This window comes from Pseudoalteromonas sp. BSi20429, from assembly GCF_000238895.1.
In the GTDB taxonomy this organism is placed as follows: Bacteria; Pseudomonadota; Gammaproteobacteria; order Enterobacterales; family Alteromonadaceae; genus Pseudoalteromonas; species Pseudoalteromonas arctica.
Window position 1 is genome coordinate 1 of record NZ_BADV01000031.1, and the last position, 20,919, is coordinate 20,919.

Genomic DNA, 20,919 nt, shown 5'->3' on the forward strand with positions numbered 1-20,919 from the left:
TTTTTTATATCTAAATTTTATTGCATAGCTCTACTGTATAGATTTACTGCATATAGTTTTCAGGTAGCTCAATTTGTGCAACACCTGACTCAATAGCAGCAAGTGCAACAGCTCTTGCTATACGCGGCAGTAAACGTGGATCCATTGGTTTTGGAATAATATACTGCGCACCAAATTCTAGTTTATCTACACCAGCGGCTTTTAAAACTTCTGCAGGTACTGGCTCTTTGGCAATACTTCGAATAGCATCTACTGCAGCAATTTTCATTTCATCGTTAATAGCGCTTGCACGTACATCAAGCGCACCACGGAAAATAAACGGGAAACATAAAACATTATTAACTTGGTTAGGGTAATCAGAGCGCCCTGTTGCCATGATTAAATCGTTGCGTGCGCCGTGCGCAAGAGCAGGATCAATCTCAGGATCTGGATTTGAACATGCAAACACAACTGGTTTTGCAGCCATTAGCTTTAAATCTTCAGCCGCTAATAAGTTAGGGCCAGAAACGCCTACAAATACATCTGCATCTGCAATTACATCTTGCAATGTACGCTTATCGGTATTATTAGCAAAAAGCTGTTTGTATTCATTTAAGTCATCGCGGCGGGTATGAATAACACCTTTGCGGTCAAGCATATAAATGTGTTCACGCAGTGCACCACACTTAATTAACAGCTCCATACACGCAACAGCGGCAGCGCCTGCACCTAAACATACAATAATTGCATCTTCAATTGACTTACCTTGTACTTCTAGCGCATTTAACATACCAGCAGCCGTTACAATGGCAGTACCGTGTTGATCGTCATGAAAAACAGGAATACTACAACGCTCTATTAATGCTTTTTCTATTTCAAAACACTCTGGTGCTTTAATATCTTCAAGGTTAATACCACCGAATGTGTCGGCAATGTTGGCAACCGTATTAATAAAGTCTTCTGTTGTTTTGTGCTTAACTTCAATATCGATAGAATCAAGCCCTGCAAAACGTTTAAACAATAACGCTTTACCTTCCATTACAGGCTTAGACGCTAAAGGACCTAAATTACCAAGGCCTAGAATTGCAGTACCATTAGTAATAACCGCAACCATGTTACCTTTACCAGTATATTTATAAGCATTTGCAGGATCTGCAGCTATTTCACGTACAGGTTCGGCAACACCTGGGCTATACGCAAGTGCAAGATCATGAGCCGTTTCAGCTGGTTTTGTAAGCTCAATGCTAATTTTACCTGGTACGGGATGTGAGTGGTAATGTAGTGCTTGTTCACGAAAGTCAGACATAACGCGATGGTATCCTGCAATTTAAGTTAAAGTGAGAGATGGAGTCTTGGGGTACGATACCCTTATTATTTTTAAATTCCAAGCAATATCAGGTCTATCCTGTTATATGCTATATCCTATAATTTTAAGAGGTTTTTCAGTAACTTTGCAGGATTATATCAACATTTAATAAATAAAAATTCACCTGAAAAGTAAGTTTTAAGGTGCTTTTATGCCTATCAAAATCTTATAAAATGTATACTTAAAGTATCAGCATAAACTTAGAATAACAGCCTACTACCCTACTTTAAAAACAGATAAGCCCACGTTAGATGCTTTTATCAACCTAGTTAAAAATTGTACTATTTAAAATATAGAGAATATCTATCGATTTGTCTGTAAAGGATTATGCATACTCAGAATAAGAATAGGAAATAGTTATGCAAAAGGAGGGGATAGTTAAAATCAACGAAATAATACCAATCTGCTTATATATGGGGTCTATTTAACGTTAAGAAAATTACGCTAGAACTAGGCAAAAATTTTTGTATCTAGTTGTTCTAAATAAAAAATTTTTAACGATGTTATAGTGCAATTTAATTCGTTAAATTGCTCAAAGATTTATGTAGGTTAGTTTAAGATAATAAATAACAAATTTTAGGCACAAAAAAAGCACCCTAAGGTGCTTTTTTTAACTAAACAGCAATAATTACTTCTTGCTGGCAAGTGCACCGAAGCGCTTGTTGAAGCGATCAACACGTCCGCCAGTGTCTAAAACTTTTTGCTTACCAGTGTAAAACGGGTGACACGCAGAACATACGTCTAAGTGAATGTCTTTACAAAGAGTTGAGCTAGTTTCGAATTTATTTCCACATGAACATGTTGCAGAAATTACTTCGTACTTAGGGTGAATACCTTCTTTCATAGGAACCTCTAGTTAAGGCCGCATCGCTCTCCAAACCCGGAGTTTGGCACCATACGTCGTTAAAACAAATTTGTTGGTGGCGGATTTTATCCAACAACCTCCCCCCACACAAGTATTTATTTATATTTTTGCCAAAAAAGTGAACAATCTCTTTCTCAAGTACTATTGCTAGTAGGTTTTTAGCGTTATTTTTAGTACATTACAGCATTAATTTTACGGGTTGAGTTGTTATGAGTTTTGTTGAAGTTGCTATTAAAGTTCCGCTTCCACGCACCTTTGATTATAAAATAGAAGAACAGCTCAGTGGCTTATCAATTCCCTTACTACCTGGCATGCGAGTTTTGGTACCTTTTGGTAATCAAAAAAAAGTAGCGGTTGTTCTGGGTATTAAAAGTAGTACCGACGTCCCTTTAAATAAAATTAAAAATATTATAGAGGTAATAGACGACGCCCCTATTTTAAGTGCCCAGCATTTAGAACTCCTTAGCTTTACTGCCCGCTATTATTGCTATCCATTAGGCGAAACTATTCATATAGCGCTACCTGGTGCACTTCGTCAAGGTGAATCGCCTGATAAAACCAGTATTAATATGGTTGCCCTGACAGAAAAAGGTGCAAAAGTACCGTCATTAAAAGCTAAAACACAGCTCAACCTATTAAAGCAGTTATCGCAATCAGGTAAGTCATCATTAACTGAGTTAAAAGCACTGGGCTTTAGTAAAAAAACAATAGATAGCTTAATAGATAAAGAACTCATAACACAAACTATTGAGCACGATAACCAATGGCAAAGTGTTGCTCCAACCGTCGGTAGTAAACCAGTACTTAATAAAGAACAAGCGGTTGCTTGCACAGCTATAAATCAAAGTACTGGCTTTAGCAGCTTCTTATTAGAAGGCGTAACGGGCAGCGGTAAAACCGAAGTGTATTTACAGTGCCTAGAAGAAGTACTCAAACGTGGCGAGCAAGCCCTCGTACTCGTGCCCGAAATCGGCCTAACACCACAAACCGTAAACCGTTTTCGCCGCCGCTTTCCTGATACACCCATTATGCTTTGGCACTCAGCACTTACCGACAACGAACGTTTACAAACATGGCGTTTTTGCGAAAAAGGCAGTTGTGCGATAGTTATTGGCACGCGTTCGAGTATTTTTCTACCATTTTTAAAACTCGGAATGATTGTTGTTGATGAAGAACACGATTCATCATTTAAACAACAAGATACGCTTCGCTATCATGCCCGCGACTTAGCTGCTTACAGAGCTTTTCAGCATAAAATTCCGCTTATATTAGGCAGCGCCACACCCGCGCTTGAAACACTTCACAAAGCAATTAATAACAAATACCAGCTGTTAAGTTTAACCGAGCGTGCGCAAACAGCGACTGACAACCAGTTTAAGTTACTCGATATGAAAGGTCAGCCCGACCAAGCAGGTATTGCACATGCAAGCCTTGCTACTATGCGTCAGCACTTAAATCGCGGTAAACAGGTTATGGTATTTTTAAATCGTCGAGGTTTCTCACCAACCCTTATTTGCCATGAGTGCGGGTGGTTGAGCGAGTGTAAACGATGCAGTACCAGCGCTACATTTCATAAAGCGATTGGGCAAATGATCTGTCATCACTGTGGCGACCAGTACCCTGTCCCTCACCAATGCCCTGACTGTGGAAGTACGCAAATATTTCCTAACGGTAAAGGCACAGAGCAAATTGAAGAGTTTTTATCGACCGAGTTTCCTGATACACCCGTTACTCGTATAGACCGCGATTCAACTCGCCGTAAAGGTAGCCTTGAAAAAGCACTTGATGAAATAAACCTAGGCGGCGCACGCATTTTAGTGGGCACACAAATGCTTGCCAAAGGACATCACTTTGCAGATGTGAGCCTTGTTATAATTTTAGATGTAGATAGCGGCTTATACTCATGCGACTTTAGAGCGACAGAGCATTTAGCGCAATTAGTCACCCAAGTAGCGGGGCGTGCTGGACGTTCAGGAGAGCCTGGTCAAGTGTTATTACAAACACACTTTCCAGAACACCCTCTTTTACAAGACTTAGTTAATAATGGTTACCAAGACTTTGCCCGCTTTGCTCTTAGTGAGCGCGATGATGCTGACTTACCGCCCATTACAAATATGGCCATTGTGCGTGCACAAGGACATAGTATTAAACTAGTCGTCGATTTTTTGACGGATTTGGTTCCTGTGAATGGGGTATCTGGTATACAATTGCTCGGTCCGATCCCTGCCCCACTTGAAAGAGTCGCAGGCATGTATCGTTTTCAATTGCATATTCAAGCGCAAGATCGTCGCATATTACATCAGTACCTTGCGCAAATGGTTGATTATTTAAGTACCAGTAAACTTGCACAAAAAGTACGCTGGAGCTTAGACGTAGACCCTATAGACATGATTTAGGTTAAGGCCAAAATAACACCATGGCACAGCACGATTATATTAATAAAAAGCCTGCAGGCAGAAACAGTAAAAAAAACGCACCCGCTAAAAAACCATTTCCTATTCTTTTAGCCGTTATAGCCATCTTACTTGTAGGTGGTTTTGCCTACACACTATGGTTTATAAAAAGTAATGCCGACCCAAAACTTGTCGAAAAACAAGCTAACCCAACTGCACCCGCAAAAGTAGAAGTTGTTATTCCACGTACACCGGAATTTATTAAAGAAATTAGAAACCACGAGATTCAAGTTGAAGTAAAAGAACTTGAGCAAAAAGGTCCTTATGTTATGCAATGCGGTTCGTTCAGGACTCATGCACAAGCTGAATCGTTAAAAGCTAAAATCGCATTTGCAGGACTCATTTCTGAGATAAAACAAGCTGAAGGCAGCAATGGTACTTGGTATAAAGTACGTTTAGGCCCTTATAAAACCAAACGCCAAGCCGAAAGCGATAAAAACAAACTTAAACGTGTAAAAATAGTCGGCTGCGGAATTTGGGGCTGGACTTGAAAATAAACCATTCACCCATATAACCTCATCATAATCGTTTTTTACGAGTTGCCTCTGCAGCTCGATGATGAGGAATAACATGACTACTATCGTAAGTGTTCGCCGCGGCGACAAAGTTGTAATTGGCGGCGATGGCCAAGTTTCACTTGGTAACACCGTAATGAAGGGCAACGCCCGCAAAGTTCGACGTCTTTATAATGGCAAAGTAATCGCTGGTTTTGCCGGCGGTACTGCTGATGCCTTCACTCTTTTCGAACGTTTTGAAAGCAAATTAGAAATGCACCAAGGTAACCTAACTAAAGCCGCAGTAGAAATGGCTAAAGATTGGCGAAGCGACCGTGCCCTTCGAAAACTCGAAGCGCTGCTCGCCGTAGCAGACGAAACAGCCTCTTTAATTATTACCGGTAATGGCGATGTAGTTCAGCCAGAAAACGATTTAATTGCAATTGGTAGTGGTGGTAACTTTGCGCAATCAGCTGCAACCGCCCTTTTAGAAAATACAGATTTAAGCGCTCGTGAAATAGTAGAGAAAAGCTTAACTATTGCAGGCAACATCTGCGTATTTACTAATAACTTCCAAACAATCGAAGAATTATAATAGGAACTATTATGTCTGATATGACCCCAAGAGAAATTGTTCACGAGCTAGATCAGCACATTATAGGTCAGGCTAAAGCTAAAAAAGCGGTCGCTATTGCGCTTCGTAATCGCTGGCGCCGTATGCAATTAAATGAAGATTTACGCAGTGAAGTAACACCAAAAAATATATTAATGATTGGTCCAACAGGTGTAGGTAAAACAGAAATTGCCCGCCGTTTAGCAAAACTTGCTAACGCACCATTCATTAAAGTAGAAGCGACTAAATTTACTGAAGTTGGTTATGTTGGTAAAGAAGTAGATACGATCATACGTGACCTCGTTGATGTTTCAATTAAAATGACTCGCGAACAGCAAACTAAAAAGTTTAAACATCGCGCCGAAGAAGCAGCAGAAGAGCGAATTTTAGATGCACTTTTACCACCGGTTAAAGATCAATATGGCGAAAGCCAACGCGACGATACTTCATCTACTCGCCAAACATTTCGTAAAAAATTACGTGAAGGTCAATTAGATGATAAAGAAATCGAGATTGAATTAGCGCAAGCTCAATCAAACGTAGAAATTATGGCGCCTCCTGGTATGGAAGATATGACCAACCAGTTACAAAGCATGTTTCAAAACATGGGCGGCGATAAACGCACTAAACGTAAGTTAAAAATCAAAGAAGCCTTCAAACTATTAACGGAAGAAGAAGCCGCTAAATTAGTAAACCCTGAAGAGCTAAAAGAACAAGCTATTTTTGCAGTAGAGCAAAACGGTATTGTGTTTATTGATGAAATAGACAAAATTTGTAAACGTGGTGATTCTTCAGGCCCTGATGTGAGCCGAGAAGGTGTTCAGCGCGACTTACTACCGTTAATTGAAGGCTCAACAGTAAACACTAAACACGGTATGGTTAAAACTGACCATATGTTGTTTATTGCCTCAGGTGCGTTCCAAATGTCTAAACCATCAGACATGATACCTGAGCTACAAGGTCGCTTACCGATTCGAGTAGAACTTGAGCCACTAACTGCAGATGACTTTAAACGTATCCTGACAGAGCCACATGCATCGCTTACTGAGCAACAACGAGAGCTCCTTAAAACTGAGCAAGTAACGATTGAGTTTAGTGATGATGCTATTGAGCGTATTGCTAAGGCTGCGTGGCAAGTTAACGAAAAAACCGAAAACATCGGTGCTCGTCGCTTGCATACTGTGATGGAAAGATTGATGGAAGAAATTTCATACGATGCTTCTGAAAAAGCAGGTTCATCACTTGTGATTGACGCCGCTTACGTTGAAAAACATCTAGGCGCACTTGTTGAAGATGAAGACTTAAGCCGCTTCATTCTATAAAACGAATATAAACGTTATACTAAAAGCCTCCAGATTGGGGGCTTTTTAATGGGATATATAAAATGAAACACGTTACAAAAGTGCATTACCACAGCGTGAGTAAAAATTTAGATGTTTATTTTGACGACAATAGCCAAGCAGTCTTTAGCTGTGAATTTTTACGCGTTCACTCTCCCTCTGCTGAAGTGCAAGGCCATGGCTCTGGTCCAATGAAGCTAGTACTTAATAAACAATCTGTAGGTATAAAAAACATAGTACCTGTCGGGCATTATGCACTGCGTTTAGATTTCGATGATGGTCACAATAGCGGACTGTTCAGTTGGAGTTACTTTGAAAAACTACAAGCGCAGCAACAAACGTTGAGCGATGAATATTCGGCACGCGTAGCCGAGCACGAACAAAACAAAAACAGTGTACCAATAAAGTTTATTCCTTAAACCTTATTGGTAACTTTAGGTGGGTATTTTTAGATTAGTTAACCTAAACCCTGGTTAAGATATTTACTATCCAGAGTTCAGGTTAGTTACACTTTAAACTTATCAATAGCGCTAAATAACACTCTAGCTTGCTCAGATACTTCTTCGCTAGTTTGGGCGTTTTTAGCAGCATGTTCAGTTGCATCTTGCGCAATATCGCGAATTCTTACTACATTTTTATTAACCTCTGATGCCACTTGGCTTTGCTCGTCAATAGCAACCGCTATTTGAGAGCTCATTTCCATTATTGTTTGTACATCTTCAGTAATTGCGCCTAATAACTCACCTGCTTTAATTGCTTGCGAGGCACTTTCATCGCCTTGAGAACGACATTTGTGCATAATACTCACCACTTCTTGAGTACGCTGCTGTAAGGTACTTATAATACCTTCAATCTCACTCGTGGACTCTTGAGTACGCTTCGCTAATGAACGAACCTCATCTGCAACAACAGCAAAACCACGACCATACTCACCAGCACGTGCCGCTTCTATTGCCGCATTAAGTGCGAGTAAATTTGTTTGATCTGCAATCCCCCGAATTACATCAAGCACTGAACCAATTGTTTCGCCATCTTTTTCAAGTTGCGATACTACATTTGATGCATTCCCTAACGAATCAGATAGGGCTCTAATGTGCTTAACGGTAGAGTCAACTTCACTGCGCCCTTGTTGAGCACTTAAGTTTGTTGACTCTGCTTTTTTAGCAGCCGCTTCAGTATTATGTGAAATATCCTGAATCGTCGCCTGCATTTCGGTGGCTGCAGTTGCAACCATGTCGGCTTCATGTAATTGCTCTTGCATACCGGAGCTTGTTGCTGCGGTACTTTCTGATAAATGCTCTGTTGCTATGTTAAGCGTATTTAAAGCACCATTAACTTCGTTAATTAAGTTTTTAAAATCGCCTATTAAACTATTAAAGTCGACCGTCATGGTGGTAATTTCGTCTTTACCTGTTTGCTCTATCATCACGCTTAAATCATTATTACGACGAATATCGTTAATGGTGTGATAAACCCGCTCTATAGGCACAATAATCGAGCGGCTCGTGAAATAAACCAACATTAAAACAATAATGCCAGCAATCACAAAAATAAGAATGGCTAAAAATTGTGCCTGTTCAACGCTTTTATCTACCTGTTGCTTAGTGCTTAATAGTATCTGCGCAACGATTGCATCACTTTGTTCAACACTTTTACGCATTTTTCCAAGTGCACCTGAATTTAAATCTAAGCCCAATTCAACCTGTGCCTGGACCAATGCTTGAAATTGCGTTTGGTAGGAATTTAAAAAGCCATTTAATTGAGCTGTGTACCCTGTATCAAATTGAGCCTGAGCGATTTGCTGTTTTAAAGTATCAACCCCTTCATCAAATCGAGTTAAATACTTAAGATCAAAACGTAGCATAAAATCTTTTTCAGCCCGTCTTAATTGTAATATAGAAGATAAGAGTTTGTAATTATCTTGCTCTTTGAGCAAGCTTTCGACCTCGTGTACTGCACTTCTTAGTTCGCCATACAGCCCATCTTTTGGGTGTAATCCTATGCGTTTTTGTAGCACAACAACACTCATAAAGTCATTGTTATAAGCACTTACCAAATTATCGAGATTACTTATTTTTTGGGTTTCGATGCCCTGCTCTTGCATAATTACATTCAACTTAGCAATTTTACTTTTAAGCTGGTTATAATCTTGTTCAAATAAGTCTAATGCTTCTTCTTGTTTATAAAAAAGAAAGTTTTTTTCATGTTTACGCAGTTCTAATTCATGGATATTAAGCTCTTCAGCAAGCTGAATTGTTTTATTTAAGCTTAACGTTGTTCTCGCTTCATAAATTATTACGCATAAAAGGACCACCATTGCTAAACCAACAACGACTGCGTTTAACTGTAAACGTCGTTTGATTGTTAAGTTTTGTAAAAAATTCATCGCTAACGCCTTTTTTAAATATGCATTTGTATTATAGCTGATAGCTCAGAAGCGACTCATTAATTTAACTTTTTATTATTGGTTATTCTAAGCTACTTAATTATGATGGCTATAAAGCGACACTATCCCACAAACCTTTATGTAACGATTGTGTGTTATTCCACTGTTGTTTAACCAACCAATCAATTAAAGGCGCGGGATCGCTAGGGTAATTTATTTGCTTATTTTGCGGGGCGCTATTCCAGTCATCAAGGGCTTGCGGGTTTAAATAGTTCATAACATGCGCCATGCCCATGGCAAACAAAGTTTGTGCATTTGCGGTTTGCTCAAACTGACCATCTAAAGGCTTTAATAGTAACTTCTTACCTAACTTAAGCGCTTCACTGGCAAGCTCAAACCCCGCATTGCCAATAACGCCACTCGTGTTTGCTAAGTCATTTAAAAAACCAGAACGTGAGGGTGGTCGCAAATGTATATGCCCAAAAGACTGATTGCAGGCATTTGGGTGATAACAATAAAATTCTTTTTCGGGAAAGTCTTTTAAGTAATCAACAATGCTATCTAAGTTTTCAAACGGTAAATATACCAATACCTTATTTAGTACCGCGACAGGATTCTCATGATTATGATGAGCAATAAAAGGCGGGATTATATTATTTGCAAATGGCTTCCAGTGTACGCCTAAGTAGGTAGATGCTGGTGCATAATGCTTGATGAGCGATTTTCTAAGTACACCACGACCAAATATAGGTACGTTTTCTGACAAAAATGCGGCTTGGTGACTAATACCGATAACGGGTATATCGGCCCGTTTTGCAGCCCATGCTGTAACTGGCTCAAAGTCATTAAGTACAAAATCGTACTGTTTTATATCAAGCGATTTTATATCACTCACCAGCTTACAAACTCGCATGTTTTTAAGTGTTTTTAAATTTTTGACTTGCCCATTTTCAGTACTAAACGATAAGCCCCGATACGCTTTATAATCTGAGAATTCGTGCATATCAAAGTAATCTTTATTTGCTCGCCCTGAAAACACATAATCAACATCAATACCAAGTTTATTAAAGCAGCTTGCCATAACCCTAGCCCGCGTTATATGACCATTACCGGTACCCTGCACTCCATACAATATTTTCATACAGGTACCACAAGCGCTAATGCGAATAAGCCACAAACACTGCCAATAATCGCACCTATAATAATATCAGCAGGAAAATGTACGCCTAATACAACACGAGAAATAGCCACACCAGCAGCCCAACTAAGTAGTAGCCATATATATTCAGGGAAAAAGTGACTTAGTATAATCGCAACTAAGAACGCTGCAGCGCTGTGACCCGAGGGCAAACTAAATTTATCACTTGGTACTATGTAAGCATTTGTTACTAAGCAGTCGCATGGACGGATACGGGCAAATCTATTTTTGGCAAGTAAATAAATGGGCCTTTCTATAGCAAAACCAACTAATATCGTTACAGGTAATAATTGTTGCTGCTCATTATTACTAAGCCACCACACCGCTAAACACACAAGTATGTAAAGCCCACCATCACCGCTCTTAGATAAGCCAAACGCCATTGTTTTAAACCACTTCGGTGAGTTGCAATTAAACAGAGTTAAAAATAATTGCTCATCTAGCAGAGCTGCCCTTTTAAACATATTATTGTTATCCATCACTCCCCCCTCATTGCATAATATATGAACACCGATTTAGCTTATGTGTTGTAAATAACAATTGAGTGACGCTTTTAAGACACTATTATTGCGATTAATGATTTAGCGCTTGTTTTGTCTAAATTTACTGCGATTAAGTCGTTGTTATTGCTTATAAGGAGGGTATACTGAGGTATAAATTAATGTACCTTTTGAGGATAAAATAATGGATTACAGCACTTCTGATTTATGTGACCACTTTGCTGATGTGGTTGACGTGCTAGAGCCAATGTTCATCAACTTTGGTGGTCGACACAGCTTTGGTGGCCGCATTAAAACGGTTAAATGTTTTGAAAATAATGAACTGATCCGCGAATTACTTTCTCAAGACGGTACAGACTTAGTGCTTCTTATTGACGGTGGTGGCTCAACTCGCCGTGCACTTATTGATATTGAATTGGCCGAACTTGCACTTGAAAATAACTGGAATGGTATTGTTGTTTACGGCGCAGTACGCCACGTTGATGAGCTTGAAGAACTTGATTTAGGCATTCAAGCAATTGCTTCTATCCCTGTTGCAGCTGACAGTGAAGGTGCTGGCGAGGATGCTATAGGCGTTAACTTTGCCGGTGTATCATTTTTTGATGATGACTTTATTTATGCTGATAGTACTGGCATTGTTTTATCTGCAGAAGAATTGGAAGTTGTAGAAGTATAACGTGACCTCCCATTTAAAAGTATATGATGAAAGCGCGGTTAGAGCACTTTGCTCTAGCCGCGTAAATGAAAAAAAAGCATGGCAATCAATGGCCTTGCTAGACACTCAAGTAAACCTGCAACAAGCACTTATTGACGCAGCTCAATTTGGTATTCGCTACGTACTTCTTGGTATTTGCGAAGATATTGGCCCAAAAGCAAATTTAGGAAATGGCGGTGCAAACGAAGCATGGTCTGCTTTTTTAAAACGTTTTTTAAACCAACCTCATAATCAATTTATTGCCACTCAAAAAGTACTTTTATTGGGTGAAGTAAATACTGATGATTTAATGGCGCAAAGCAACCAACTTAATAATCAGCAAGCCCAGCAGTTAACTCAATTACGAGATTTATGCCAACAACTTGATGAACGCGTAGAGTCAGTATTAAGCCTTATTTTTAAAGCAGGGCTTGAGCCAATCGTCATTGGCGGAGGTCACAATAATTGCTTAGGTATTATTCGCGCGCTAAGTAAGTCAAAAAACACGTCTGTTAATGCTATCAATTTTGACCCTCATGCCGATTTTAGAGAATGTGAAGGTCGCCATAGTGGTAATGGTTTTCGCTACGCGTATAACGAGCAACATCTAAGTAATTACCATGTTATTGGCTTACATGAATTAAAAAATAATCAAGCAATTATAGATGCAATGAGTGAAGCTAACTTTAAGTTTGATAGCTATCAATCTATACAAGTTAAGCGAAAAATTACACTAACGCAGGCAATTGAAAATGCACTAAGTAATTTTAATGATTTACCACTGGGTGTTGAAGTTGATTTAGATAGTATTACTTATATGCCAGTTAGTGCATATACATACTGCGGATTTAGTGTGAGTGACACTGAGCACTTTGTGCATTTAGCTGCAAGCCACCGGCACTCTAAGTACTTACACTTATGTGAAGCAGCGCCTAGCCAGCACCCTAACGGGTTAGATGCCGGTGCTGCCCATGTAGGGCAAGTGATTAGTGCACTTGTAAATAGCTACCTACAAGGCAAAGAAAACTCTTAACGTTGTTGAACCGATCGCCACTCTTTTAGCCAGCTCATTAAACCGATACTACTTAGCGGGTGACCAAAGTAATAACCTTGGGCAGCATAACCTTTTAAGCTTTTTACAAACTTAAGTTGCTCAAGTGTTTCAACTCCTTCAAAAATCACTTTTGTTTTTTGTTGGCTATGCATATCAACCATTCCACCAACTAAACTGCGTATATTGTTTTGATTACTAAAGTCAGCGGTAAGTGAAGGTGAAACCTTAATATACTCAACCGCTAAACTTGGTAACTTAGAAAGTAGTACCGGGTTATCACCAAGTCCATCCACACATACTTTTAAGCCTATGTTATTAAGCCTTGCGATCATGCCTCGGCCTTTGTCATCTAAACCAGCAAAAATATGTAAAGGGCATTCAACAATTAAGTCTCCCGCCTCTAAGTGATGTTCATTTATAACAATATCAACAAATTCAACAAACTCTTCATTTAGCATTTCAGGGCCAAATACGTTAATGCTAAGCGGTATGGAAATACCTTCTACTCTAAGCGCCATTGCAAGCTCAGCGGCTCTCTCCATTACAAATTTAGCAAGCGGATAACCAAGCCCAGCTATTCTTATGTCGTCAATAAAACGATTAGCAGATAAAATCCCTTGCTTAGGATGCTGCCAACGCAGTAGTAATTCTAAAAACTCAATTTGACCGTTTTCGTTACAAATTATAGGTTGAAAATAGAGTTCTAATTCGCTCGAAAAATCAATATTTGCTAATTCTTTTAGTCGCGCTTGTTGCTCTCGCAGTTCAATCATCATTTGTTGATGATAAGGCACAACCTTGCGATTTGGGTGGCTATCGAGTGCTAGGTATGCGTACGATATTAAATTATCAAAGTTATTGTCTTGCTCATTACAATCAACATAACTCGCCCTCGCTTTTACCTCTACAGTGCAGTTAGCAACATTAAATGGCTTAAGCGTTGCACCCAGTATTTGTTCAATAACCAACTCATGTAAATGTTTTTGATTCGCGAAACTACAAATAAATGCAAAGTTAAGGCCCCCTAAGTGAGCTAGCTTTTCTTGCCCAACTAAAGTCACTATCTCGTCACTTGAAAGCAGTTCTTTTATTCGATTAGCCGATTGTGCTAAAAGTATATCGCCAAAGTCACGTCCTATATGCTGGTTAACTTGCTCAAATCCTTCAAGACGAATAACGATTAACGCTGCACTTACTTGCTTGTTGTCGCACCATGCATAGTAACCTTGGCGTAACTGTTTTCTATCTGCAAAAACCGAAAGCGGAGACTCTTCTATAAATGTATCACCTGTAGGTTCTGGCTCTATCACGACTTCTATTTCAGCGCTTTCGTCATTTAAAAAGCCAACAATAGCTAATAATAATATTGCTAACACAACCCAAAATAACGGAACTTCCAATAATAAATGAGCTGAAAATAGAACAACAAATAAAAGGCCAGCCATTGAGCTGGTAATAATCATGCTCCAATTATTTCGCTCGAAGGCTTGCCATAAATGAAAACAAAATCCAAAAGCAAGCAAAATGGCAAGCCAGGCCGCACCACTGCTTAAAATAGCCAAACCAACAGCTGCTGTGCATAAATAGCTAAATTTAATACTGGCATTTTTAACGGCAAATAAAGTGGCAATCATCGCCATCAATAGTGCACCACTAAAAAATATTGGGAAGTTACTGTCGGTTAGTATGTTCAAATTAACGGCATCCGTATTCGCTAAAAAAGTTTAAACCAGATTATATGTGGGCAAAAATAATACAAACTAGTTAATTCTACCCAAAATCCATAAATTTAACAGTTTATTTACGCCAAATTGGTAACTTAATTGTGATGGATGACTTATTTGCCAATGCGCAATATCAGCTCTTGCACCAACCTTTAAAATACCACGGTCGTCTAACCCTAGTGCTTTAGCAGCATTGCGAGTAACACCTGCCAATGCTTGCTCGGGTGTTAATCTAAACAATGTGCATGCCATGTTCATCATCAAGTGCACTGAGCACAGCGGTGAAGTGCCAGGATTAAAATCACTCGCAATAGCTATAGGTACTTTATATTGATTAAGTAACTCAATAGGTGGGAATTTAGTTTCTCTTAAAAAATAAAATGCACCGGGCAATAACACCGCGACCGTCCCAGCGTTTGCCATGGCTTTTACACCCTCTTCATCGAGATGCTCAATATGATCTGCCGAAAGGCCATTGAACTGCGCCACCAGCTCAGCACCATGTTGATTAGATAACTGCTCAGCATGGCATTTTACTGGGAGGTTATGCTTTTTAGCCGCCTGGAAAACACGTTTGGTTTGCGAATAACTAAACCCTACATTTTCACAAAATACATCGACTGCATCAGCAAGATTATTAGCCACTACCTGATCAAGCATGTCAGTACATACCAAATCAATATATTCATCAGCACGGTCTTTGTATTCAGGCGGTAGAGCATGCGCCCCTAAAAAAGTAGCTTTAATATCAATAGGATGATGCTCACCCAACAAACGAGCTACTTCTAATATTTTTATCTCGTTTTCAGTATCTAGCCCATAGCCTGATTTTATTTCAACGGTGGTTACACCTTCTTTTAACAACGTATTTAAGCGATCTTTTGCATCAACAAATAATTGCTCTCGATCGGCTGCTCTCGTCGCCTTAACCGTACTTGCTATGCCACCGCCTTGTGCCGCAATTTGCTCATAACTTACACCCTGCAAGCGCTGCTCAAACTCTTGCGACCTTGAACCTGCAAACACTAAATGTGTATGACAATCTATTAAGCCCGGCGTTAACCACTGCCCCTTTATACTCAATGTCGGCGTTGCAAACACATCAAAACTGGGCAACGTTGATTGCTCTCCAATCCACGCAATTTTACCATTTTTAATAGCTATGGCAGCATTTTCGATTGCGCCATAAGGGGCATTTATATTGCTATCCATAGTGGCAATATTGGCATCAGTTAAAAGTAAGTCGATTTCTTCTAACTCATCATTTTTTGTTGTGCTTTGCATTTTACAGCCCTTTTTACGCCCAGAGTGATGAAAATATAGTCTAACAACCCATCTTGTATATACAAGATAATTGTGTCATCTTATTTATATAGTTTATTTTTAATGTAACCATAAATTTAATGACGACACCTAAATTTGCGCAAATAAAACAATTCATTGTTGATAAAATTCGCAGCGGTACGTGGCAAGAAAACCAACGTGTTCCCTCTGAAAACGAACTAAGTAGTCAATTTAGTGTCAGCAGAATGACAGCCCGCCGAGCACTAAGCGAATTAACCGAGGCAGGTATTTTAACCCGCAGCCAAGGGCTTGGTACATTTGTAGCCACATTTAAATCGCAGTCATCGTTACTCGAAATAAAAAACATTGCTGATGAAGTAAAAGAGCGTAACGGCAACTACACCTGTAGTGTACTCATACTTGAATCAATAAATGCAGTCGCACCTATTGCCATTGCGCTTGGTGTTGAGATTGACAGTGTTGTATATCGAAGTGTACTCGTTCATAACGAAAACGACAGCCCCTTGCAGCTAGAAGAGCGTTTTGTAAACCCTGCACTTGCGGCTGGTTACTTACAACAAGACTTTAGCACGCTTACACCTCATGAATATCTATCTAGTGTTGCACCACTTACCCAAGCGAGGCATACCGTAGAGGCTATTATGCCAAACAGCGAAATGTGCCAATGGTTAAACTTATACAACGAAGAGCCGTGCTTACAAGTTATTCGACGCACATGGTCTATTAACGGCATTGTAAGCTTTGCGCGCCTTGTATCACCAGGCAGTAAATATCGCTTAGGTGGTCACTTAACATTTAAAAAATAACAAACAATAGCGCTTACTGCGCTTTTTTTATAACAAATCACCTTGTATATACAACAGGAGCAAAACATGAACAACCGACTCGACACAAGTCGCGTAATACGTGCACCTCATGGCGATAAAATAAGTGCTAAAAGCTGGCAAACTGAAGCTGCTAAGCGCATGCTAATGAATAATTTAGACCCTGAAGTTGCAGAACATCCTCATGCACTTGTTGTATATGGTGGTATTGGCCGAGCAGCTCGTGATTGGCCAAGTTATGACAAAATTATAGAGACCCTCGATAGACTCGAAAGCGACGAAACTCTGCTTGTACAATCAGGAAAACCCGTTGGTGTATTTAAAACCCACAGTAATGCCCCTCGTGTACTTATTGCCAACTCAAACCTTGTTCCACACTGGGCAAATTGGGAGCACTTTAACGAGCTCGATAAAAAAGGCTTGATGATGTACGGACAAATGACAGCGGGTTCTTGGATTTATATTGGCTCGCAAGGCATTGTACAAGGCACTTACGAGACCTTTATAGCCATGGCAAAGCAACATTTTTCAGGCAGTGCTAAAGGCAAGTGGGTATTAACGGGTGGCCTTGGAGGTATGGGCGGTGCGCAACCACTTGCCGCTACAATGGCAGGGTTTAGTGCGCTAGTTGTTGAATGTGATGAAAGCCGTATCGATTTTCGTATAAAAACAGGCTACGTTGATGTAAAAGCAACGAACCTTGAACACGCACTGCAATTAATAACCGACGCGTGCATAAAAGGTGAAGCCCTATCAGTTGGCTTACTTGGTAACGCTGCCGATGTATTTAGTACACTGGTTAAAACAGGTATTACACCTGATGTAGTCACAGATCAAACATCAGCTCACGATCCATTAAATGGTTACTTACCACAAAACTGGACAATGGAGCACGCAGCAAAAATGCGTGAGCAAGATCCAAAAGCGGTAGTAAAAGCGGCTAAACAATCAATGGCAGTCCAAGTTAGAGCCATGCTGGCGCTGCAAAAAGCGGGTGCCGCCACTACTGATTACGGAAATAATATTCGTCAAATGGCGTTTGATGAAGGTGTTACCAACGCATTTGATTTTCCTGGATTTGTACCCGCCTATATTCGCCCTTTATTTTGTGAAGGTATTGGACCATTTAGATGGGTAGCATTATCGGGCGATCCTGAAGATATTTATAAAACCGACGCTAAAGTAAAAGAGCTTATTCCTGATGATGCGCATTTACATAATTGGCTTGATATGGCGCGTGAACGCATTCAATTTCAAGGGCTACCTGCACGTATTTGTTGGGTAGGTTTAAAAGATAGAGCACGCCTTGCATTGGCCTTTAACGAAATGGTTAAAAATGGCGAACTTAAAGCCCCTATCGTTATTGGTCGCGATCACCTCGACTCGGGCTCAGTTGCCAGCCCTAACCGCGAAACAGAAAGTATGAAAGATGGCTCAGATGCGGTATCGGACTGGCCATTACTCAATGCACTGCTTAATACGGCAAGTGGTGCTACTTGGGTGTCTCTTCATCATGGTGGCGGTGTAGGTATGGGCTTTAGCCAACACTCAGGTGTGGTTATTGTTGCCGATGGTACAAATGAAGCTAAAGAGCGTATTGCTCGCGTACTTTGGAACGACCCTGCAACGGGTGTAATGCGCCATGCTGATGCTGGATACGACATAGCAAAGAACTGCGCTAAAGAACAAAATTTAGACCTACCTATGCTAAACGAGGAATGATCATGTTCGAACTTACTCTCACACCAGGCTCACTTGATTTAAACACATTGAGAAAAATTAATAATTCACCGGTAAAGTTAAACCTTGTAAAGCATGCTGAATCACAAATAGCAGCCAGCGCACAAACCGTTCAAAACGTTATTAATGAGCACCGCACTGTATACGGAATTAACACCGGGTTTGGGTTATTAGCTAATACCAAAATTGCCGACGACGAACTTGAATTATTACAGCGCTCCATTGTGCTTTCACACGCTGCGGGCATTGGCGAATACATGGATGACAGCACAGTAAGGTTAATGATCACCTTAAAAGTAAACTCGCTTTCGCGCGGCTACTCGGGTATTCGCCTGCAAGTAATCCAATTTTTTATGCAGCTGCTTAGTAGCGAAGTATATCCGTGCGTGCCTAAAAAGGGCTCCGTGGGGGCATCGGGGGATTTAGCCCCTCTTGCGCATATGTGCCTACCTTTATTAGCTGAAGGACAAATGCGACACAAAGGAAAAATAATTAGTGCAGCACAAGGGTTAAAAATAGCGGGGCTTGAACCTCTTACCCTTGCAGCTAAAGAAGGCTTAGCATTATTAAATGGCACACAAGCGTCGACTGCGTTTGCACTACAAGGCCTATTTAGAAGCGAGAACTTATATGCACAAAGCTGCGTTATCGGCTCGATAAGCATAGAAGCTGCAATGGGTAGTCGCGCGCCATTTGATGCACGTATTCATGATATTCGTGGTCAGCGCGGACAAATAGACACCGCTCAAGTATTTAGAGAGCTACTCGATACGCACTCTCAAATTAGTGATTCCCACGTAAATTGTGAAAAAGTACAAGATCCATACTGCCTTCGCTGCCAACCTCAAGTGCTAGGTGCTTGCCTAACTCAAATACGCCAAGCCGCAGAAGTATTGTTATGCGAGTCAAACGGTGTAACCGATAATCCGCTAGTTTTTGCCGATGTAGGCGACATAATATCGGGAGGTAACTTTCATGCAGAACCCGTTGCAATGGCCGCCGATAACTTAGCTATCGCAATTGCCGAAATTGGTGCATTAGCAGAAAGGCGAATTGCATTACTTATCGATTCAAACCTATCCAAATTACCGCCATTTTTAGTTGAAAACGGCGGTGTAAATTCAGGATTTATGATTGCCCAAGTTACCGCAGCAGCGCTTGCGTCAGAAAACAAATCATTAGCACATCCGGCTTCGGTCGATAGCTTGCCTACATCTGCAAATCAAGAAGATCATGTTTCTATGGCAACCTTTGCAGCAAGGCGCTTAGATGAAATGGCCAATAATACCCAAGGTGTTTTGGCAATAGAATGGTTAGCATCGGTTCAAGGGCTAGAATTTAGAAAGCCGCTTGAACCATCACATAAAGTGCAAAGCGCTAAAGCGTTGTTACGCGAGCATGTAAGTTACTATGATAAAGACCGCTACTTTGCTCCCGATATCGAAGCTGCTAATACATTACTAAGTGAAGGTAAGCTATGCGACTTCATAGAGAGCAGTCCCCTGCCTTCAGCATATTAAATACCATATTGGTAAGTAAAGCCTAGCGCTTCAATAGCTGAGCCAATAACTTTGCGCTCAGCTTTATCATCACTGGTAAAGCGTGGTAACTCGCCACCATGTTCTGCACACTTCACTGCGTAGTATTCAGCTTTTGTTGGGTGCGCAGGATTAACAACATTATAAATATTTTGCCCTACTTGCCAGTGCTCTATCACCGCAAAAACAGCATTAATTACATCTTGTTGATGCACCATATTTACTACTTGCTCACTTGATGTATTAAGCTCTTTGCCTGCCACAAAACGACCCGATTCTCTATTAGGCCCTAGTAATCCAGCTAAACGCAGCACTTTCCCGTCTTGCTCAAGTACTTGCTCTTCTGCCTCATAGAGCTTTATTTGGCGCTCGTTTGTGCATGAAATATCGCAACTTTCGCTATATACACCAGGCTCTTGATCGTACACCCCGGTTGATGAGCACAATAAAAAGCCCTTTGCGTTTAACTCCTTTGAGAGCTTAAGCGCTGCGGTGAGTGTTTCAGGATAATTACTTTCACTGTGCCTGCTACGTGGTGGAATAGTACATACCCAATAAGCATTTTGTAAATCAACTTGATGTCTTAATTGCCCATCTTCAAGTGTAAACTGACGCTCAAAATCAAACTCGTGTATATCTGTTCTATGCGTTCCTTGTACTTGCCAATCAGTTTTTTGCGCACTTACGCATAAAGCATGCCCTAACCAACCTGCACCTAATACTACTAATTTATTACTTTTATTTGTCATTTTTGTATAAGCCTTTATTTTAAACGCATAATTAGTTCTTTCTATCTAACTTTATAGAGATTTTAAGTAAGATATGATTAGATATAATTTCATAAAT

18 protein-coding genes are annotated in these 20,919 nt (G+C 40.3%); 10 read left to right on the plus strand and 8 right to left on the minus strand.

What is annotated here, in order from left to right; translation table 11 throughout:
* Positions 1-43: 43 nt before the first annotated feature.
* Together P20429_RS12970 and rpmE are read right to left on the minus strand one after the other, a co-directional pair.
* Positions 44-1,285, minus strand: coding sequence for a malic enzyme-like NAD(P)-binding protein (locus P20429_RS12970; protein WP_007582028.1), 1,242 nt, complete (start codon positions 1,283-1,285; stop codon positions 44-46).
* Between the two features lie 688 nt (positions 1,286-1,973).
* On the minus strand, positions 1,974-2,189 hold the full coding sequence (rpmE, locus tag P20429_RS12965; RefSeq protein ID WP_007582029.1) for a 50S ribosomal protein L31: 216 nt from the start codon (positions 2,187-2,189) through the stop codon (positions 1,974-1,976).
* Positions 2,190-2,419: 230 nt separating this feature from the next.
* On the opposite strand from rpmE, the gene priA reads away from it, so the two are divergent.
* From priA to P20429_RS12940, 5 genes are all read left to right on the plus strand, one after another.
* Positions 2,420-4,606, plus strand: a complete 2,187-nt coding sequence (gene priA / locus P20429_RS12960) for a primosomal protein N' (protein ID WP_007582030.1) — start codon at positions 2,420-2,422, stop codon at positions 4,604-4,606.
* Positions 4,607-4,626: 20 nt separating this feature from the next.
* A complete protein-coding gene (locus P20429_RS12955; RefSeq protein WP_007582031.1) occupies positions 4,627-5,154 on the plus strand; it encodes an SPOR domain-containing protein in 528 nt (175 codons plus the stop codon).
* Positions 5,155-5,233: 79 nt separating this feature from the next.
* Entirely contained in the window at positions 5,234-5,752 is a 519-nt protein-coding gene (gene hslV / locus P20429_RS12950) for an ATP-dependent protease subunit HslV (RefSeq protein WP_002958366.1), read from the plus strand.
* 11 nt (positions 5,753-5,763) lie between these two features.
* Entirely contained in the window at positions 5,764-7,092 is a 1,329-nt protein-coding gene (gene hslU, locus P20429_RS12945; protein WP_007582032.1) for an HslU--HslV peptidase ATPase subunit, read from the plus strand.
* Positions 7,093-7,154: 62 nt separating this feature from the next.
* Positions 7,155-7,529 carry a gamma-butyrobetaine hydroxylase-like domain-containing protein gene (locus P20429_RS12940; protein WP_007582033.1) on the plus strand — a complete coding sequence of 125 codons (375 nt, stop codon included), beginning with the start codon at positions 7,155-7,157 and terminating at the stop codon, positions 7,527-7,529.
* Positions 7,530-7,615: 86 nt separating this feature from the next.
* On the opposite strand, the gene P20429_RS12935 is transcribed toward P20429_RS12940, so the two are convergent.
* The 3 genes from P20429_RS12935 to P20429_RS12925 all read right to left on the minus strand — a co-directional run bounded on the left by P20429_RS12935 (position 7,616) and on the right by P20429_RS12925 (position 11,173).
* On the minus strand, positions 7,616-9,496 hold the full coding sequence (locus P20429_RS12935; RefSeq protein ID WP_007582034.1) for a methyl-accepting chemotaxis protein: 1,881 nt from the start codon (positions 9,494-9,496) through the stop codon (positions 7,616-7,618).
* A gap of 109 nt (positions 9,497-9,605) precedes the next feature.
* Positions 9,606-10,637 (minus strand): MJ1255/VC2487 family glycosyltransferase, encoded by a 1,032-nt coding sequence (locus P20429_RS12930; RefSeq protein WP_033026549.1) that lies wholly within the window; start codon positions 10,635-10,637, stop codon positions 9,606-9,608.
* Positions 10,634-11,173 carry a phosphatase PAP2 family protein gene (locus tag P20429_RS12925; protein WP_033026551.1) on the minus strand — a complete coding sequence of 180 codons (540 nt, stop codon included), beginning with the start codon at positions 11,171-11,173 and terminating at the stop codon, positions 10,634-10,636. The genes P20429_RS12930 and P20429_RS12925 overlap by 4 nt, the downstream gene beginning before the upstream one ends.
* Before the next feature lie 205 nt (positions 11,174-11,378).
* Here P20429_RS12925 and rraA point away from each other — a divergent pair, with 205 nt between their 5' ends.
* Together rraA and P20429_RS12915 are read left to right on the plus strand one after the other, a co-directional pair.
* Positions 11,379-11,870, plus strand: coding sequence for a ribonuclease E activity regulator RraA (gene rraA, locus P20429_RS12920; RefSeq protein ID WP_007582040.1), 492 nt, complete (start codon positions 11,379-11,381; stop codon positions 11,868-11,870).
* Between the two features lies 1 nt (position 11,871).
* Positions 11,872-12,921 carry a formimidoylglutamase gene (locus tag P20429_RS12915; protein ID WP_007582042.1) on the plus strand — a complete coding sequence of 350 codons (1,050 nt, stop codon included), beginning with the start codon at positions 11,872-11,874 and terminating at the stop codon, positions 12,919-12,921.
* Here P20429_RS12915 and P20429_RS12910 read toward each other — a convergent pair.
* On the minus strand, positions 12,918-14,582 hold the full coding sequence (locus P20429_RS12910; RefSeq protein WP_033026554.1) for a GGDEF domain-containing phosphodiesterase: 1,665 nt from the start codon (positions 14,580-14,582) through the stop codon (positions 12,918-12,920). The genes P20429_RS12915 and P20429_RS12910 overlap by 4 nt on opposite strands.
* 120 nt (positions 14,583-14,702) lie before the next feature.
* Positions 14,703-15,950 carry an imidazolonepropionase gene (gene hutI / locus P20429_RS12905; protein WP_007582044.1) on the minus strand — a complete coding sequence of 416 codons (1,248 nt, stop codon included), beginning with the start codon at positions 15,948-15,950 and terminating at the stop codon, positions 14,703-14,705.
* Between the two features lie 119 nt (positions 15,951-16,069).
* Here hutI and hutC point away from each other — a divergent pair, with 119 nt between their 5' ends.
* The 3 genes from hutC to hutH all read left to right on the plus strand — a co-directional run bounded on the left by hutC (position 16,070) and on the right by hutH (position 20,055).
* Positions 16,070-16,777 carry a histidine utilization repressor gene (gene hutC, locus P20429_RS12900; RefSeq protein ID WP_007582045.1) on the plus strand — a complete coding sequence of 236 codons (708 nt, stop codon included), beginning with the start codon at positions 16,070-16,072 and terminating at the stop codon, positions 16,775-16,777.
* A 66-nt stretch (positions 16,778-16,843) separates the two neighbouring features.
* Entirely contained in the window at positions 16,844-18,517 is a 1,674-nt protein-coding gene (hutU, locus tag P20429_RS12895; protein WP_007582046.1) for a urocanate hydratase, read from the plus strand.
* Positions 18,518-18,519: 2 nt separating this feature from the next.
* Positions 18,520-20,055, plus strand: coding sequence for a histidine ammonia-lyase (hutH, locus tag P20429_RS12890; RefSeq protein ID WP_007582047.1), 1,536 nt, complete (start codon positions 18,520-18,522; stop codon positions 20,053-20,055).
* On the opposite strand, the gene P20429_RS12885 is transcribed toward hutH, so the two are convergent.
* Positions 20,052-20,822 (minus strand): hypothetical protein, encoded by a 771-nt coding sequence (locus P20429_RS12885; RefSeq protein ID WP_007582048.1) that lies wholly within the window; start codon positions 20,820-20,822, stop codon positions 20,052-20,054. The genes hutH and P20429_RS12885 overlap by 4 nt on opposite strands.
* Between the last annotated feature and the right edge of the window lie 97 nt (positions 20,823-20,919).

Coding starts and splice junctions, on each gene's coding strand:
- P20429_RS12970 (WP_007582028.1), bottom strand. CDS start 1,285: ATGTCTGACTTTCGTGAACAAGCACTACATTACCACTCACATCCCGTA.
- rpmE (WP_007582029.1), bottom strand. CDS start 2,189: ATGAAAGAAGGTATTCACCCTAAGTACGAAGTAATTTCTGCAACATGT.
- priA (WP_007582030.1), top strand. CDS start 2,420: ATGAGTTTTGTTGAAGTTGCTATTAAAGTTCCGCTTCCACGCACCTTT.
- P20429_RS12955 (WP_007582031.1), top strand. CDS start 4,627: ATGGCACAGCACGATTATATTAATAAAAAGCCTGCAGGCAGAAACAGT.
- hslV (WP_002958366.1), top strand. CDS start 5,234: ATGACTACTATCGTAAGTGTTCGCCGCGGCGACAAAGTTGTAATTGGC.
- hslU (WP_007582032.1), top strand. CDS start 5,764: ATGTCTGATATGACCCCAAGAGAAATTGTTCACGAGCTAGATCAGCAC.
- P20429_RS12940 (WP_007582033.1), top strand. CDS start 7,155: ATGAAACACGTTACAAAAGTGCATTACCACAGCGTGAGTAAAAATTTA.
- P20429_RS12935 (WP_007582034.1), bottom strand. CDS start 9,496: ATGAATTTTTTACAAAACTTAACAATCAAACGACGTTTACAGTTAAAC.
- P20429_RS12930 (WP_033026549.1), bottom strand. CDS start 10,637: ATGAAAATATTGTATGGAGTGCAGGGTACCGGTAATGGTCATATAACG.
- P20429_RS12925 (WP_033026551.1), bottom strand. CDS start 11,173: ATGGATAACAATAATATGTTTAAAAGGGCAGCTCTGCTAGATGAGCAA.
- rraA (WP_007582040.1), top strand. CDS start 11,379: ATGGATTACAGCACTTCTGATTTATGTGACCACTTTGCTGATGTGGTT.
- P20429_RS12910 (WP_033026554.1), bottom strand. CDS start 14,582: ATGGCGATGATTGCCACTTTATTTGCCGTTAAAAATGCCAGTATTAAA.
- hutI (WP_007582044.1), bottom strand. CDS start 15,950: ATGCAAAGCACAACAAAAAATGATGAGTTAGAAGAAATCGACTTACTT.
- hutC (WP_007582045.1), top strand. CDS start 16,070: ATGACGACACCTAAATTTGCGCAAATAAAACAATTCATTGTTGATAAA.
- hutU (WP_007582046.1), top strand. CDS start 16,844: ATGAACAACCGACTCGACACAAGTCGCGTAATACGTGCACCTCATGGC.
- hutH (WP_007582047.1), top strand. CDS start 18,520: ATGTTCGAACTTACTCTCACACCAGGCTCACTTGATTTAAACACATTG.
- P20429_RS12885 (WP_007582048.1), bottom strand. CDS start 20,822: ATGACAAATAAAAGTAATAAATTAGTAGTATTAGGTGCAGGTTGGTTA.